The sequence below is a fragment of the Actinomadura hibisca NBRC 15177 genome, from assembly GCF_001552635.1.
GTDB lineage: Bacteria > Actinomycetota > Actinomycetes > Streptosporangiales > Streptosporangiaceae > Spirillospora > Spirillospora hibisca.
Map to the genome: position 1 here is coordinate 1 of NZ_BCRO01000045.1, position 15,558 is coordinate 15,558.

The 15,558-nt window shown below is 71.7% G+C and carries 14 protein-coding genes; 8 read left to right on the plus strand and 6 right to left on the minus strand.

The genetic code is table 11. From position 1 onward, the window contains the following. Positions 1-240: 240 nt before the first annotated feature. Positions 241-933 (minus strand): transcriptional repressor LexA, encoded by a 693-nt coding sequence (lexA, locus tag AH6_RS22130; RefSeq protein WP_067482881.1) that lies wholly within the window; start codon positions 931-933, stop codon positions 241-243. A gap of 478 nt (positions 934-1,411) precedes the next feature. Here lexA and AH6_RS44750 point away from each other — a divergent pair, with 478 nt between their 5' ends. The 5 genes from AH6_RS44750 to AH6_RS22155 all read left to right on the plus strand — a co-directional run bounded on the left by AH6_RS44750 (position 1,412) and on the right by AH6_RS22155 (position 7,890). After that, the gene (locus AH6_RS44750; protein WP_169807890.1) at positions 1,412-1,564 is read left to right on the plus strand and encodes a LysM peptidoglycan-binding domain-containing protein; all 153 of its coding nucleotides are present in this window, start codon (positions 1,412-1,414) and stop codon (positions 1,562-1,564) included. 218 nt (positions 1,565-1,782) lie between these two features. Further along, positions 1,783-2,256, plus strand: a complete 474-nt coding sequence (nrdR, locus tag AH6_RS22140; protein WP_067482888.1) for a transcriptional regulator NrdR — start codon at positions 1,783-1,785, stop codon at positions 2,254-2,256. A 111-nt stretch (positions 2,257-2,367) separates the two neighbouring features. Next, positions 2,368-5,205 carry a vitamin B12-dependent ribonucleotide reductase gene (locus tag AH6_RS22145; RefSeq protein ID WP_067482889.1) on the plus strand — a complete coding sequence of 946 codons (2,838 nt, stop codon included), beginning with the start codon at positions 2,368-2,370 and terminating at the stop codon, positions 5,203-5,205. A 796-nt stretch (positions 5,206-6,001) separates the two neighbouring features. Beyond that, complete coding sequence (locus AH6_RS22150; protein ID WP_245679416.1) at positions 6,002-6,868, plus strand: alpha/beta hydrolase; 867 nt, start codon at positions 6,002-6,004, stop codon at positions 6,866-6,868. Positions 6,869-6,930: 62 nt separating this feature from the next. Continuing rightward, entirely contained in the window at positions 6,931-7,890 is a 960-nt protein-coding gene (locus AH6_RS22155) for a pirin family protein (RefSeq protein WP_067482890.1), read from the plus strand. Here AH6_RS22155 and AH6_RS22160 read toward each other — a convergent pair. Further along, positions 7,865-8,983 (minus strand): Gfo/Idh/MocA family protein, encoded by a 1,119-nt coding sequence (locus AH6_RS22160; RefSeq protein WP_067482892.1) that lies wholly within the window; start codon positions 8,981-8,983, stop codon positions 7,865-7,867. The genes AH6_RS22155 and AH6_RS22160 overlap by 26 nt on opposite strands. 116 nt (positions 8,984-9,099) lie before the next feature. Here AH6_RS22160 and AH6_RS22165 point away from each other — a divergent pair, with 116 nt between their 5' ends. From AH6_RS22165 to AH6_RS22175, 3 genes are all read left to right on the plus strand, one after another. Further along, positions 9,100-9,750, plus strand: coding sequence for a TetR/AcrR family transcriptional regulator (locus tag AH6_RS22165; protein ID WP_067482894.1), 651 nt, complete (start codon positions 9,100-9,102; stop codon positions 9,748-9,750). Between the two features lie 83 nt (positions 9,751-9,833). Further along, positions 9,834-11,351 carry a TerD family protein gene (locus tag AH6_RS22170; protein WP_067482896.1) on the plus strand — a complete coding sequence of 506 codons (1,518 nt, stop codon included), beginning with the start codon at positions 9,834-9,836 and terminating at the stop codon, positions 11,349-11,351. Positions 11,352-11,412: 61 nt separating this feature from the next. Beyond that, positions 11,413-12,081, plus strand: a complete 669-nt coding sequence (locus AH6_RS22175) for a nitroreductase family protein (protein ID WP_067482902.1) — start codon at positions 11,413-11,415, stop codon at positions 12,079-12,081. 24 nt (positions 12,082-12,105) lie between these two features. Here AH6_RS22175 and AH6_RS22180 read toward each other — a convergent pair whose 3' ends face one another. The 4 genes from AH6_RS22180 to AH6_RS22195 all read right to left on the minus strand — a co-directional run bounded on the left by AH6_RS22180 (position 12,106) and on the right by AH6_RS22195 (position 15,410). Continuing rightward, the gene (locus AH6_RS22180; protein WP_067482904.1) at positions 12,106-12,738 is read right to left on the minus strand and encodes an HhH-GDP family DNA glycosylase; all 633 of its coding nucleotides are present in this window, start codon (positions 12,736-12,738) and stop codon (positions 12,106-12,108) included. A gap of 66 nt (positions 12,739-12,804) precedes the next feature. After that, positions 12,805-13,497, minus strand: a complete 693-nt coding sequence (gene rnhB, locus AH6_RS22185; RefSeq protein ID WP_157431633.1) for a ribonuclease HII — start codon at positions 13,495-13,497, stop codon at positions 12,805-12,807. A gap of 150 nt (positions 13,498-13,647) precedes the next feature. Continuing rightward, on the minus strand, positions 13,648-14,253 hold the full coding sequence (locus tag AH6_RS22190; protein WP_218005905.1) for a response regulator transcription factor: 606 nt from the start codon (positions 14,251-14,253) through the stop codon (positions 13,648-13,650). 5 nt (positions 14,254-14,258) lie between these two features. Further along, positions 14,259-15,410 carry a sensor histidine kinase gene (locus AH6_RS22195; protein WP_067482908.1) on the minus strand — a complete coding sequence of 384 codons (1,152 nt, stop codon included), beginning with the start codon at positions 15,408-15,410 and terminating at the stop codon, positions 14,259-14,261. Positions 15,411-15,558 lie beyond the last annotated feature (148 nt).

Genomic DNA, 15,558 nt, shown 5'->3' on the forward strand with positions numbered 1-15,558 from the left:
ACTCTGTCCCCCGCGCGCCCCTGGCAAGGGGCTCTGCCCCCTGCACCCCCGTTCCCGGTGGCCGGGGTTGTCGGTCAGGTTCGGGCGTGGGGTCGGGCATGGGGGTGTGCGGCTGGGGGGGCTTTGCTTCTGGGGGGGACGCTCTACCGCGGGCGGGAAGGGGCTTGCTGGGGGCCGCCCGCGGTGGAGCGTGGTGTTCGTGTGCCCTTCGGGCGGGGCCGGAGGGGCGCGTGAACGTCGCTACATCTTGCGCAGTACCGCCACCACCCGGCCCAGCACCGACGCCTCGTCGCCCGCGATCGGCTCGTAGGCCGAGTTCGCCGGCATCAGCCAGATGTGGCCGTCCTTGCGCTTGAAGGTCTTGACGGTCGCCTCGCCGTCGATCATGGCGGCGACGATGTCGCCCTGCTCGGCGACCGGCTGCTGGCGGACGACCACCCAGTCGCCGTCGGCGATGGCGGCCTCGATCATCGAGTCGCCGGACACCTTCAGCAGGAAGTGGGTGCCCTCGCCGACCAGCTGCTTGGGCAGCGTGAAGACGTCCTCGACCGCCTCCTCGGCCAGGATCGGGCCGCCGGCCGCGATCCGGCCCACCAGGGGGACGTAGGCGGGGGCCGCGTGCGCGGGGGGCTGCTCCTGGCCGGGGTACGGCTCGTCCTCGGTGCGCACGGGGGTCGCGCCGGGGACGCGCACCTCCACCGCGCGGGGGCGGTTCGGGTCGCGGCGCAGGAAGCCCTTGCGCTGCAGGGCGCGGAGCTGGTGCGACACGCTGGAGGTGCTCGTCAGGCCGACGGCCTCGCCGATCTCGCGCATCGAGGGCGGGTAGCCGCGCCGCTGCACCGAGTCGCGGATGACCTCCAGCACCATGCGCTGCCGTTGGGTCAGGCCGCTCTCGTCGCTCGGGCCGTCGGGCAACTCCCGGACCTTGCTCATCGCTCGTCGCCTCCCGGCGCTCGGTCGGTCACTCCTTGTCATGGAACGGTATCGCGTCCGGAGCCGATGATCAAACAATTGTTCGAAGAATGTCCTCGCAATTCGGCGCGGCGCGCGCTAGACATCGTACAGGTGTTCGATCGAAAATTCATTCGAGCATCAATGATCGGTGAGGGGGCTCGGTATGGCGGTGCCACGGCGGCGGCAGGTCGCACGGCACGGGGCGGCCGGAGTGCGGTCGGGGATTCGGTGCGGGGTGCAGGGCGGGCCGCGTTTTGTTGATCGTCCTCGGGAGGGACGGGCCGTCGCGCCCCCGCCGCCGGGTGGGGTGCGGCTGACGCGGCGTGGGCGTGTCGTCCTTGTTTCGTTCGTTGCGGGGGTTCTGCTCGTTCTGCTGTGGTTGACGGTGGGGGGCGGTGCTGGAGCGCAGGACCGGGGGACGCCCTCGGGGGGTGGCGGGCATAGGGTGGAGTACGTCGTGGTCGAGCCCGGACAGACGCTCTGGGAGATCGCCGTGCGGGCGTCGGGCGACGGGGATCCCCGGCTCACCGTGCAGCGCATCATCGACCTCAACGGCCTCTCCGGACCCGTCGTCCAGCCCGGTCAGCGGTTGCGGTTGCCCGCGCGCTGACCTGCGGCGGGACGCCGACACGCCCGGGTTGTGACGCGTATTGCTCCCTGTGACCAGGGTCTACGCGCGTGTCGCGCGTTCCAGGTTGCGAAGGCATTCGCCGCCCCTTACGGTTGACCACAACATCTAGTAGTCACACCGATGTCATTCACCACAAGTTGTGTTCTTGTGGCGCTGTTCCGTAGGTGTGGCTGGTTCTGTCAGGGAGGTCGGACCGCGTGCACTGCCCGTTCTGCCGCAACCCTGACAGCAGGGTGATCGACAGCCGCTCCACCGACGACGGGGCCGCCATCAGGCGGCGGCGGTCGTGTCCGGAGTGCGGCAAGCGGTTCACCACGCAGGAGAACGTGCTCCTCATGGTCGCCAAGCGCAGCGGCGTTACGGAGCCGTTCTCCCGGGAAAAGATCATTGCCGGGGTGCGCAGGGCCTGTCAGGGCCGCCCGGTCGACGAGGACGCGCTGGCCAAGCTCGGGCAGCGGGTCGAGGAGGCCCTCCGGGCGACCGGATCGGCCGAGATCCCCTCGCACGAGGTGGGACTGGCGATCCTCGGGCCGCTCGGCGAGCTCGACGAGGTCGCCTACCTGCGATTCGCTTCGGTCTACCGGAGCTTCGAGTCGCTGGACGACTTCGCGCGGGAGATCGAGCAACTGCGTCAGGCGGGTTCCTCGGGGGAGCCCGCCCGGCCCCGGTAGGGGCGATAACAGCGAGTGCACTGGTAAGGCCCCCGGCCGGGATGACCCGGCCGGCGGGCGAGGTTGTCCTGGACAGGGCCCGGCGGGAGGGCCCGATGGAGGGGGAAGGCGATGACGGAGACGGTGAGCGGCTCGGCCCGGCGCGGCAAGGGGGGCCGCAAGGGGCTGAAGATGGAGCGGATCTTCACCACGCCCGGTGTGCATCCCTACGACGAGATCCGTTGGGAGCGTCGTGACGTCGTCATGACGAACTGGCGCGACGGCTCGGTCAACTTCGAGCAGCGCGGCGTGGAGTTCCCCGACTTCTGGTCGGTCAACGCCACCAACATCGTGACGTCCAAGTACTTCCGCGGGGCGGTCGGCACGCCCGCGCGCGAGTGGAGCCTGAAGCAGCTCATCGACCGCGTGGTCAAGATGTACGTCGGCACCGGGCTGCGGGAGGGCTACTTCGCCTCCGACGCCGACGCCGAGGTCTTCGAGCACGAGCTGACCTACGCGCTGGCGCACCAGATGTTCAGCTTCAACTCGCCGGTGTGGTTCAACGTCGGGACCAAGTCGCCGCAGCAGGTGTCGGCGTGTTTCATCCTGTCGGTGGACGACACGATGGAGTCGATCCTCGACTGGTACAAGGAAGAGGGCGTCATCTTCAAGGGCGGCTCGGGGGCCGGCCTGAACCTGTCGCGCATCCGCTCGTCCAAGGAGCTGCTGTCGTCGGGCGGCACCGCCAGCGGCCCGGTGTCGTTCATGCGCGGCGCCGACGCCTCCGCCGGGACGATCAAGTCGGGCGGCGCGACCCGCCGGGCCGCCAAGATGGTCGTGCTGGACGTGGACCACCCGGACGTGGCCGAGTTCATCGAGACCAAGGCGCGCGAAGAGGACAAGATCCGCGCGCTGCGCGACGCCGGGTTCGACATGGACCTCGGCGGCAAGGACATCGGCAGCGTCCAGTACCAGAACGCCAACAACTCGGTCCGGGTGTCCGACGAGTTCATGCGCGCGGTGGAGGCCGACGGGGAGTTCGGCCTGCGCGCCCGCATGACCGGCGACATCGTCGAGACCGTCCGCGCCAAGGACCTGTTCCGGCTGATGGCCAAGGCGGCCTGGGAGTGCGCCGACCCGGGCATCCAGTACGACGACACCATCAACGACTGGCACACCAACCCCGAGACCGGCCGCATCACCGCGTCCAACCCGTGCTCGGAGTACATGTCGCTGGACAACTCCTCCTGCAACCTGGCCAGCATCAACCTGCTGAAGTTCCTGGGCGAGGACAACGTCTTCGACGTGGCCCGGTTCGTGCGGCTGACCGAGCTGATCATCACGGCGATGGACATCTCCATCACCTTCGCCGACTTCCCGACCGAGAAGATCGCGCAGACCACCCGCGACTACCGGCAGCTCGGCATCGGCTACGCCAACCTCGGCGCGCTGCTGATGGCCACCGGCCACGCCTACGACTCCGAGGGCGGCCGGTCGCTGGCGGCGGCCATCACCTCGCTGATGACCGGCGTCGCCTACCGCCGCTCGGCCGAGCTCGCCGGCGTCGTCGGCCCGTACGTCGGCTACGCCCGCAACGCCGACGCCCACAAGCGCGTCATGCGCAAGCACGCCGCGGCCAACGACGAGATCCGCACGCTGGACACGATGGACAAGTCGCTGCACGTCGCGGCCACCAAGCAGTGGGCCGAGTGCCTGAAGGCCGGCGAGAAGCACGGCTACCGCAACGCCCAGGCGTCGCTGCTGGCCCCGACCGGCACCATCGGCCTGATGATGGACTGCGACACCACCGGCATCGAGCCCGACCTCGCGCTGATGAAGTTCAAGAAGCTGGTCGGCGGCGGCTCCATGCAGATCGTCAACCACACGGTGCCGCGCGCCCTGGACCAGCTCGGCTACCAGCAGGAGCAGGTCGAGGCGATCGTCGAGTACATCGCCGAGCACGGCCACGTCGTCGACGCGCCGGGCCTGCGCCCCGAGCACTACGAGGTGTTCGACTGCGCGATGGGCGAGCGCGCCATCAGCCCGATGGGCCACGTCCGGATGATGGCGGCGGTGCAGCCGTTCCTGTCGGGCGCCATCTCCAAGACCGTCAACATGCCCGAGCAGGCCACCATCGAGGACATCGAGAAGGTCTACTACGAGGGCTGGAAGCTCGGCCTGAAGGCCCTGGCGATCTACCGCGACAACTGCAAGGTCGGCCAGCCGCTGTCGGCGGCGGGCAAGAAGGCCGAGGCCAAGCCGGCGGCGGCCCCGGTCGCCGCGCCGGCCGAGCAGGCCCGCCCGGTCCGCAAGCGCCTGCCCAAGCAGCGCCCGGCCACCGTCACCCGCTTCTCGGTGGCGGGCGCCGAGGGCTACATGACCGCCTCGTCCTACCCCGACGACGGCCTGGGCGAGGTCTTCCTCAAGCTCGGCAAGCAGGGCTCCACCCTGGCCGGCGTGATGGACGCCTTCTCCATGGCCATCTCCATCAGCCTCCAGTACGGGGTGCCGCTGGAGACCTGGGTGGAGAAGTTCACCAACATGCGGTTCGAGCCCGCCGGCATGACCGACGACCCCGACATCCGCATGGCGACCTCGGTGATGGACTACATCTTCCGCCGCCTGGCGCTGGACCACCTGCCCTACGAGGAGCGCGCGGGCCTCGGCATCTTCACCGCCGAGGAGCGCGCGATGCAGGCCAACGGCGGCGACCCCGCCACCCTGCACGCCGAGGCCGAGGAGGTCGTGGAGACCCTGGCCCAGACCGCCGAGATCACCTCCGGCGCCGCCGCACCGCAGGCCGTCGAGGCGCCCCGGCCCGCCGAGGCGCACTCCTCGATGGAGGTCATCGAGAGCCGCCAGGGCCGCACCGCCGACGCGCCGCTGTGCCTGACCTGCGGCACCAAGATGCGCCCGGCGGGCAGCTGCTACGTCTGCGAGGGCTGCGGCTCCACCAGCGGCTGCAGCTGACAACGAACGCTTCCGGGGCGTGAGCCCCGGGCGTGAGAGCACGGGACAGGGGCCCGGTGCCGGTCGGAAGACCGGTGCCGGGCCCCTGTCGTATCCGCGTGACGGTACCTGGGACGGTCTTGGCTCATCCGTGCGGGGAACTCATCGTCGCTGGTTCCCTCAGCAGGATCTCGCTGGCTGGGCGTGCCGCAAGGCTCGTCCGGTGATGGGGCCGGTCGGTTCGGGAAGCGCGGGATCGGATGGTGTCGGGTGAGGTGGGGCGCGGGTGGTGCTCTTTTCGTGGAGTGGGGTTGGTTTTTCTGGGTTTTTTGCTGCGGATCGTTCGAGGCAGAACGGCTTGAGGGTTGCGTCTCTCGGATAAGGGCTCGGCTTGTATCAGATCTTCTTTATTTGTTTCCGGAGAGTTAAGTCGCCGCCTTGATCTGGGTTGAGGTCGTGCTGGGGTGGGAATCTTTCGAGTAAGAATCCATCCACACTTCAGGTGGGGAAATGCGGCGGCGGTACGGCCTGCCGGGGAGTCTGGGGCATCCCTCTTTAGCGGCCGGTGTTCTTCCTGCTCGTTCGGGCTCCGGGTGAGGTAGCCCGCGTCGTCGGCGGTCTCTGGCTTCACTTCGTGAACGGTCGGTGGCTGCCTGTTCGGTGGCGTGAGCCATCTTTTGTTTTCACATGGCCTTGCCTTTTGGCGGCCGTTTTGAAAGGGCCCCTCTTGGGTCTTCGTGCTGCCCCGGCCGTCGTGCTGGGTGTTCTTGTCCTGCTTGTTTCGTTCGCCGTTCCAGTTCTGGGCGCTCCTGGTGCGGTGGTCGTCGCTGAGAGCGTTGTCGCGCCTCGCACCCTGGACCTCACCATCGACTCGCCTGCGCTGGGGGAGCGGCGCAAGGTCCGGCTGCTGACGCCGCGCGGGTGGTCGCGTGGTGCTTCCCGTACCTGGCCGGTGCTCTGGCTCCTGCACGGCGGTGTGGACGACTACACCGCCTGGACCCGTGAGACCGATGTCGCGCAGCTCACCGCTGCGTCCGATGTTCTCGTCGTCATGCCGGACGGTGGCCGGTGCGGCAACTACTCCGACTGGTGGAACTACGGGCGTGGTGGGTCCCCGGGCTGGGAGACCTTCCACATGAGCGAGGTCCGGCGCATCCTTGAGCGCGACTACCGGGCCGGTAGCGCGCGGGTCATCGCCGGGAACTCCATGGGCGGGCTCGGTGCCATGGCTTATGCGGCGCGGTTCCCCGGCATGTTCCGGGCGGCGGCCTCGTTCAGCGGCTACGTGCACACTCTGTACGGGCACCAGGTCGGGGACGACTCCACCGGGTGGGGGCCGTCGTTCGCCTGTCCCGGTACCGATTGGCGACGCGTCTGGGGCGACCCCGATGACCAGGCCGCGATCTGGCACGCGCACAACCCCTACGACCTCGCCGACCGGCTGCGCGGGGTGCGGCTATGGGTGGCCAGTGGGGATGGGCGGGCCGGTTCGCTCGGAGGACTGCCGTTCACTGATCCGGTGGAGGCGGGTACCTATGAGCACGCGCAAGCTTTGCTCGGGCGGTTGAACTCGCTGGGCATTCCGGTGACCGCGCGGCTCTACCAGGGCCAGCACCAGTGGCCTTACTGGGAACGCGAACTCCACCGGGCCTATCCCATGCTCCTGGACGCGCTCGGGCGCTGATCGTCGAAGTGCGCTGTGGTTCGGGCATTCTGGCTGTTGAGGACAGTCGGAGGGGGAGCGGGATGAGTGATCTCGATGTGCGGCCCACGCCGGTGCAGTGCGGTGGGCGCGAGGACGTGTCGGGCGGGCCGGTGCACGAACTGTTGAAGCCCCGGCTCACCGATCTGGGCGCTGGGATGGTGGTGCGGCGGCTGCTGCCCACGCTGGGGCGTCGCATGGTCGGTGCGTGGTGCTTCGTCGATCACTACGGGCCCGACGACATCGCCGAGCAGCCCGGTATGCAGGTCCCGCCCCATCCCCACATCGGGTTGCAGACTGTGAGCTGGCTCCATGAGGGGGAGGTCCTGCACCGCGACAGCCTGGGCAGTCTTCAGACCGTGCGGCCCCGTCAGCTCGGGCTGATGACCTCCGGACGGGCCATCTCGCACTCGGAGGAGTCGCCGCGCGAACATGCCCGCTTGTTGCACGGTGCGCAGTTGTGGGTCGCGCTTCCGGACGCGCACCGGCACACCGACCCGGCGTTCGAGTTCCACGCCGATCTGCCCGTCGTCACCGGTGGCGGTTTGAGCGCCACCGTCATCATGGGTGAGATGGACGGCGCGGTCTCGCCGGGCACGGCCTACACCCCGATCGTCGGTGCCGACCTCACTCTGGATGGTGACGTCCGTGTGCCGGTGGAGCCCGACTTCGAGTACGCCGTTCTCACCATGTCCGGGATTGTGGAAGTGGACGGGGTTCGGTTGGAGCCTGCGTCCATGTTGTATCTCGGGTGTGGCCGTCGGGAGTTGCGGATGCGTTCGGACGGTCCTAGCGAGCTGATGTTGCTGGGTGGCGAGCCGTTCGAGGAGAAGCTCGTCATGTGGTGGAACTTCGTCGGGCGTACTAGCGAGGAGATTTCGCAGGCGCGTGCCGACTGGATGGACGGCGCGCGCTTCGGGGCCGTGCACGGCTATGACGGTCCGCGCACGCCCGCCCCGACGCTGCCCGACCTGCCGCTCAAGCCGCGCGGTCGTACCCGGTAACGGTGTGGCGCGTCCCGTCCGCGGCGGCCTCGCGGATGGTGTCCAGGAGGCGGTGGAGTTTTACAGCGTGCGCGAAGTCGGCCACCGTTTGCCCGCCGGTGTGTAGGTCGTGGGCGAACGCCTCGTACAGCAGGCGTACGTTCTGGGCCGACTGCTCGGCAGAGGGGGCGGGTGTCCGTAGCTCTTGCCAATCGCTTTCGCCCAAGCGCGCGCCTAGCAGGCGTGGTTCGCCGATCTGGATCTGGGCCGCGCGCAGGTCGTGCGCGTCGGTGACGACGGCCAGGTCGCCCTCGGTGCCGGAGAACTCCAGTCGGGTGCGGGAGTTGCTGGCCTTGCCGTTGGCCAGGTGGATCGAGGCGACCGCGTTGTTTGTGAGTGTTGCGCTGACCAGGACTTGAGCCGGGGAGGTGGGACGGACCAGTTCGTCGGTCTCGGCGATGGTGAGGTTCGGTCCTGGCGGGCCAAGGATCGCTGACAGGGCGGTGAGGTCGCCTGCCAGGAAGTTCAGGACGTCCAGGCTGTGCCCGCCGGTGACCTCCAGCAGGCCCGCGCCGTTGGCCCGGTCGAAGGTGTAGGCGGCCTCGGCGGGGATCGTGCCGCCCGCGCCGCGCGCGATCGCCGCGTACAGCGTCGCCGAGGTGATCTCGCCCAGGTAGCCGTCGGTGATCAGGCCGCGGGCGTGGCGGACGGCGGGGGAGTGGCGGGCCTGGAGCCCGATCGCGGTGCGGACCCCGGCTGCTCGGGCCTTCTCGGTCAGGTTCTCGGCTTCGGCGGTGGTCAGCGCCAGGGGCCATTCCGCCAGCACGTGCTTGCCCGCGTCCAGGGCCGCGTCGATCAGTTCGGCGTGGTGCGGCACCTTCACCGTCACCACGACCAGGTCGACGTCGGGGTGCGCGGCCAGCGCGTGCGGGTCGGTGAAGGCGTGCTCGGCGCCGAACCTCCGGGCCGCCTCACGGGCGCTGTCGGGCCGTCGCGTGCCGACCGCCGTCAGCGCGTAGTCGGGCAAGGCGTGCAGGGCGGGGACGTGGGCTGCGGCTGCCCAGCCGCGCTCGGGGTTCGCGCCGATGATGCCGACGCGGACGGGGGTGCGCATGGAGACCTCCGAGGGATAAGCGGACTGGTTTCGTCCGTTTGAGGACCGTAGTTCAAGCGGACGCTATTCGTCCACTTAATCCGGAGGGTGGTCGTCCGTTTGTTAGGCTGCCCCGCATGACCGCCCCGCCCCGCGCCGTGGACCGCCTCCTGGCCGGCCGCCGTCCGCGCGCCGACGCCCGCCGCAACGTCGAGCGCCTGGTCGCCGCCGCCCGCCAGACCGCGGCCGAGGTCGGCGGCGAGGTCACCGCGCACGAGATCGCCCGCCGCGCCGGGGTCGGCGTCGGCACCTTCTACCGGAACGCGGGCTCGCTGGAGGCGCTGCTGGAGGCGGTCCTCGAAGAGATCATCGGCGAGATCCTGGCCGAGGCCGACCACGCGCTGGCCGATCCCGACCCGTGGGAGGGGCTGTGCCGCTTCGCCGCCTCCTACGCCCGCCTCCGCAACGAGCTGTGCGACATCAACGAGGCCCTCGGCGACGCCCTCGGCCAGGCACGCGGCGAGCTGCGCGACCGCATCGGCCGCGTGGTCGTCCGCGCCCAGGACGCCGGAGCCGTGCGCGCCGACGTGACCTGGCAGGACGTCGCGTTCCTCCTGGTGTCGGTCAGCACCGGCCCGCACACCCTCGGCCTGCGCGCCGGGGACCGCCAGTGGGAGCGGAACCTGCGGATCGTCCTGGACGGCCTGCGCACCACCGCCCCGGGCGAGCTGCCCGGCGAGCCACCGGCCGTCCCCGATCAGGCACCCGAGCCCTCGCTCCGTCGTTAGGCAGGCGACGAGCGCGCCCCGGTTGTCGCACCGCGGGACGATGAGTCATAGGTTGGTCAGGTCGGACGAGGAAGGGGAGCGGTATGTCGATGCAGAAGGGCTCCAACACGCCGGTGCCGGTGTCGGCGCTGCGCGTGGAACTGGGCTGGCAGGGTGGTCCGGGGGTGCCCGACGCCGACGCCTCGGCGCTGCTGCTGGCCCAGACCGGCAAGGTGCGCGGTGACGACGACTTCGTCTTCTACAACCAGCCCGCGCACCGGTCGGGCGCGGTCCGGTACGAGGGCAAGCAGCAGGGGCCCGCCGTCCGGGACGTGCTGGCGGTCGAGCTCGACCGCGTGGAGTCCGACATCGAGCGCATCGTGGTCGCCGCGTCCGCCGACGGCGGCACGTTCGGGCAGTTCACCGGGTTGTACGTGCGGCTGGTCGACATGCAGGGCGGCGAGGTCGCCCGCTTCGACAGCCCCGGCGCCACCACCGAGACCGCCTTCGTCCTCGGCGAGCTGTACCGCAGGCAGGGGACGTGGAAGTTCCGCGCCGTCGGCCAGGGCTACGACACGGGGCTGGCCGGGCTCGCCACCGACTACGGCATCAGCGTGGACGACGCGCCCGCTCCGCCGCCGCCCGCGCCCCAGCACCAGGCGCCGCCGCCTCCGACCCCGCAGTACCAGGCCCCGCCGCCCCCGCCGCAGCAGACCCCGCCGCCCTCCCCGCAGTATCCGCCGCCGCCGGGCCAGCACACCCCGCCTCCGCCGCCCGGCCAGTACACCCCGCCTCCGCCTCCGGGACAGTACGCGCCGCCGCCCCCGCCCGGGCAGTTCACCCCGCCCCCGCCGCCCGGCCAGTACCCGCCGCCGCCCGGCCAGTACGCCCCGCCGCCCCCGCCGCCGGGCCAGTACGCCCCGCCCGGCCAGCAGCAGTACGCGCCGCCCGGCCAGTACCAGCCGCCCGGCCAGCCGCCGCAGCCGCAGGGCGGCAAGATCTCGCTGACCAAGAACTCGCCGTCGGTGTCGCTCACCAAGCACGGCGCGACCTCGGGCAACATGCGGGTCAACCTCAACTGGACCGCCCGCGAGGGCGTCGCCAAGGGCCGTCTCGGCAAGCGCCGCCGCGGCGTGGACCTCGACCTCGACCTGTGCTGCCTGTGGGAGCTGCAGGACGGCCGCAAGGGCATCATCCACGCGCTCGGCGACATGGGCGCGCTGGACCGCGCGCCGTTCATCCAGCTCGACAAGGACGACCGCACCGGCGCGATCGAGTCCGGCGAGAACATGACCATCAACCTGGACCACACCGCCGACTTCAAGCGCATCCTGGTGTTCGCCGAGATCTACGACGGCGCCGACGACTTCCGCGGCCTGGACGCGATCGCCACCCTGTACCCGGTCGGGTCGCCGCCCATCGACATGCGCATGGACGACTGCTCCGACGCCTCCCGCGACGCGGTGCTCGCGCTGATCGAGAACGTCGGCGGCGAGCTGACGGTCCGTCGCGAGGGCCGGTTCGTCCTGCCGCCGCCCGGCCGCCCCCGCTGGGGCAAGATGGCGGTGGACCAGGCCTACGGCTGGAACCTGGAGTGGGTGGCCTCGCGCGGCAAGGACTGACCACCCGCTTGGTGTGATCTTGCTCTTGCCGGAGCGCGGACGGCCGGGATAGGACGGTGCCATGAGCACCCAGCCGCAGGCCCCCTACCCGGCCGTGCCCGCCCCGCGCTTCGACGTGCCCGGCACCGAGGCGACCGAGCGGGCCCGCGCGTTCGCCGACACCATGACGCTGCGCCGCACCGTCCGCGACTTCGCCCCGGCGCCGGTGCCCGAGCGGGTGATCGACGAGGCGGTCCGGGCCGCCGCCACCGCTCCGTCTGGGGCCAACCTCCAGCCCTGGCGGTTCGTGGTCATCACCGACCCGGAGCGCAAGCGGCGACTGCGCGAGGCGGCCGAGGCCGAGGAGCGCGAGTTCTACGAGCGGCGCGCCTCGCCGGAGTGGCTGGAGGCGCTCGCGCCGCTGGGCACCGACTGGCGCAAGCCGTTCCTGGAGGACGCGCCCGCCGTCATCGTGGTGTTCGAGGTGCACAAGGGCCCGCACACGCCCCGCCCCTACTACGTGAAGGAGTCGGTGGGCATCGCGGTCGGGTTCCTGCTGGCGGCGCTGCACCAGGCGGGCCTCGCCACGCTCACCCACACCCCGAGCCCGATGCGGTTCCTGAACGAGGTGTGCGAGCGCCCCCAGGAGGAGCGCGCCTACGTGGTGATCCCGGTCGGCTACCCGGCCGACGACGCGATGGTGCCCGACATCACCCGCAAGCCGGTCGAGGAGGTCGTCGTCCGGTTGTGAACGGCGACCTCCCCGGTGGGAGCGTCAGCCCTTGAGCAGGGTGTCGGCCAGCTTCTTGTCGCGCGCCACGCGCACCAGCGCCGCCGCGAACCTCGCCAGGTCCTTCTCAGGGACCTCGTCGGCCAGCTTCTTGGGGTTGGCGGGCAGGCCGAGACGCTCGGCGCCCTTGAGCGTCTGCGCGTCGAAGTAGGGGCGCAACCACGGCCACATCGCCTGCGCCTCCCGGCAGAAGATGTCCACGCCGGTCGGGCCGATGCCGGGGAACTCCTTCAGCAGCGCGGCGGCGCGCTCGCGGTCGCGTTCGGCCTGGATGGGCAGCCGCCGCAGGTCACCGCCGTACTTGTCCTGCACCATCTCGGCCATGTCGCCGAGCCGCGTCGCGGTGCTCTCGTCGTAGCGCACGTAGTGGGCGCGGCCGAGCGCGTCCACCCGCTGCTGCCAGGTGAGACGGTCCAGGCCGCGCGCGGTGCCGCCGCCCGCCTCGAACAGTTCCCGCGCCGCCGCCATCGCGATGTCGGACGAGATGCGGGTGCTGAGCAGGTTGGCGAGGACCAGCAGCTTGAACAGCGCCGCGGGCTGGTCCTTCAGGGGGATCCCGGCCTCCTCGGCGTAGGTCCGGCCCGCCTCGCGCAGCAGTCTCCTGACGACAGTGCCCATGCCACCCACCTCCCGTTGGTCGCGATCTACCCACGGGGGCGTGGTTGACTCCGGGCGAGGAGGGGATCAGAGCAGGCTGAGTTGGCCTTCCCCGGCCATCGGGTCGCGGTGTCTCTTCAGGTGCCGCCACCGGGGCAGGTCGTCCAGGTACGACCACGACATGCGGTGGTGCGGGGTGGGCCCGTGCTCCTCCAGCGCCTTCTGGTGGACGGGCGAGGGGTAGCCCGCGGCCTCGGCGAACCCGTAGCCGGGGAACCCGGCGTCCAGCCCGGCCATCAGCCGGTCGCGGTGCACCTTGGCCAGCACCGACGCGGCCGCCACCGTCACCGAGCGCAGGTCGGCCTTGATCTCGCAGCGCACCCGCCAGGGGCGGCCCAGGAAGTCGTGCTTGCCGTCGAGGATCACCACGTCGGGCGGCTCGGGCAGCGCCTCCAGCGCGCGCACGGCCGCGCGGCGCAGCGCCGCCGACATGCCCAGTTCGTCGATCTCGGCGGGGGAGGCCGCGCCGATGGCGTGCCCGGTCAGCCAGCCCGGCAGGACCTCGGCGAACGCCTCGCGCCGCCGCTCCGACAACATCTTGGAGTCGGTGAGGCCCTCCGGCGGCGGCGACAGGTCGGTCACCGCCGCGCATACCACGACCGGACCGGCCCAGGCGCCGCGCCCGACCTCGTCCACGCCGGCGATGCGCGGGAGGCGGCCGGGTGTGGCCAGGGCGGTGCGCAACTCGTCCTCGATGGCGTATCCCGCGACGCGCGGGATCTCAGAGGCGGCGGCGTCGGGGCCCGGGGCCAGGCCGGGCAGGGCGTCGGTCAACGGGTCTCCTGGGCGAGGCGGGCGGTCGCGGCCGGCCCCCGTCCTCGCGGAGGCGTCCGGCCCCGTCGATGGTAGGGCGCGGTGGGCGGCCGTCGCTCACAACCAGCCGTTGTGCCGGGCGGTCCCGACGGCCTCCATCCGGTTGCGCGTGCCGGTCTTGCCGATCGCCGACGACAGGTAGTTGCGGACGGTGCTCTCCGACAGGTGCAGCCGTCCGGCGATGTCGGCGACGGTCGCGCCGTCCGCCGCGGCCGTCAGGACGTCGCGCTCGCGCTCGGTGAGCGGGTTGGGGCCCACCGACAGCGCGGCGGTGGCCAGCGCGGGGTCCACGACCCGCTCCCCGGCCAGCACCCGCCGGACGGCCGCCACCAGGTCCTCGATCGGGCCGTCCTTGACCAGGAAGCCCCCGGCCCCGGCGTCCATCGCGCGGCGCAGGTAGCCGGGGCGGCCGAACGTCGTCACGATCAGCACCTTGCACGAGGGCAGCTCCCGGCGCAGGTCGGCGGCCACGTCCAGGCCGCTGCGGCCGGGCAGTTCGATGTCCAGCACCGCGACGTCGGGCCGGACCGCCAGCGCGGTCTCCAGCACCGCCGAGCCGTCGCCGGTCTGGGCGACCACCTCGATGTCGTCTTCCAGGCCGAGCAGCAGCGCCAGCGCGCCGCGCATCATGCCCTGGTCTTCGGCGAGCAGGACTCGGATCACGCCTGTCATTGTCCCGGCCCCAGCGCGGCGGTCAGCACGAAGCCGCCGCCGGGCGCGGGCCCGGCCTCCAGCGTCCCGCCCGCCTCGGCCATCCGCTCGGTGAGGCCGTGCAGGCCGTGCCCGGGGGACGGCGGCGGCGCGGCGGCCCCGTCGTCGCGGACCTCCAGGACGGCGCCCCCGCCGCCGGCCCGCAGCGTGATCGTGCAGGTGCGGGCGCCGCTGTGCCGGATGACGTTGGTGACGCCCTCGCGCACGGCCCAGCCCAGCGGCATGTCCTGCTCGGGCGGCGGGGGCGGCCCGGAGCGGCGGATCACCGGTTCGATCCCGGCGTCGGCCAGCGCCGTGCGGGCCGCCTCCAGTTCGGCGTCCAGGCCCCGGCCCCGGTAGCCCGCCACCGCCTGCCGCACCTCGCCGAGCGCCTGCCGCCCGACGGTCTCGATGTCGGCGGCCTGCCGGGCGGCCGTCTCCGGGTCGCGCGCGGCGATGATCCGCACGGCCTGCGCCTTCACCACCATCAGCGACAACGTGTGCCCCAGCAGGTCGTGCAGGTCGCGGGAGAAGCGCAGCCGCTCCCGGGTGACGGCGGCCTCGGCCAGCTCCTCGCGGGCGGCCCGCAGCAGCCCGATCACCGCGAACAGCCGCAGGACGACCGCGGTGACCAGGGCGGCGGTGGCGGTGCCGTACCCGATGCCGAGGATCGTGTCGCCCTCGGCGCCGCGCGCCCACAACGTCAGTACCGTCGCCAGCGACACCCCGCCGATGATCAGCAGCAGCGGGGCCTCCGGACCCCGGCCACGCTGGCGGGCGTGCCCGGCGACCGTCCCGGCGGCGATGCCCGCCATGACGAACAGCGCGTCCCACTCCTGCCACCACGCCAGCGCCGCCGCGGCCGCCGTGAGCGCGGCCAGCAGCGCCACCGGCACCCGGAACGGCACCCGCGCGTCGAACGCCGTCCACACCGTCGCCAGGTACAGGACCGCGAACAGCACGAGCGCCGCCACGCACGCCGCCACCGGATGGGAGCGTCCGTGCAGGAGGTCGGCCACCGGCCAGCCGAGGACCGCCAGCCAGAGGGAGAAACCGGCGGGCTCGGGACCGTCGCCGCCGATCCGGTCCAGGGCGATCTCGGGACGGCGCCGCTCGACGGGGCGGATCATCGGTCGCTCTCCTCGGTCACGGGCCCACGCCATGCCGGTCGCGGAGCGCGGGACCCGGCGGCGGCTGGACCGTTCCGGATCGTTCGGTGATCCCGTGGTTCGTCACCGCGTCGTCGTCGTTCACGTCCCCGACGTTACGAAGCCGGGC

What these genes read in the sequence shown, in the direction of transcription:
- lexA (WP_067482881.1), bottom strand. Translation starts at nt 933, where the DNA reads ATGAGCAAGGTCCGGGAGTTGCCCGACGGCCCGAGCGACGAGAGCGGC.
- AH6_RS22145 (WP_067482889.1), top strand. Translation starts at nt 2,368, where the DNA reads ATGACGGAGACGGTGAGCGGCTCGGCCCGGCGCGGCAAGGGGGGCCGC.
- AH6_RS22155 (WP_067482890.1), top strand. Translation starts at nt 6,931, where the DNA reads ATGAGTGATCTCGATGTGCGGCCCACGCCGGTGCAGTGCGGTGGGCGC.
- AH6_RS22160 (WP_067482892.1), bottom strand. Translation starts at nt 8,983, where the DNA reads ATGCGCACCCCCGTCCGCGTCGGCATCATCGGCGCGAACCCCGAGCGC.
- AH6_RS22165 (WP_067482894.1), top strand. Translation starts at nt 9,100, where the DNA reads ATGACCGCCCCGCCCCGCGCCGTGGACCGCCTCCTGGCCGGCCGCCGT.
- AH6_RS22170 (WP_067482896.1), top strand. Translation starts at nt 9,834, where the DNA reads ATGTCGATGCAGAAGGGCTCCAACACGCCGGTGCCGGTGTCGGCGCTG.
- AH6_RS22175 (WP_067482902.1), top strand. Translation starts at nt 11,413, where the DNA reads ATGAGCACCCAGCCGCAGGCCCCCTACCCGGCCGTGCCCGCCCCGCGC.
- AH6_RS22180 (WP_067482904.1), bottom strand. Translation starts at nt 12,738, where the DNA reads ATGGGCACTGTCGTCAGGAGACTGCTGCGCGAGGCGGGCCGGACCTAC.
- AH6_RS22195 (WP_067482908.1), bottom strand. Translation starts at nt 15,410, where the DNA reads ATGATCCGCCCCGTCGAGCGGCGCCGTCCCGAGATCGCCCTGGACCGG.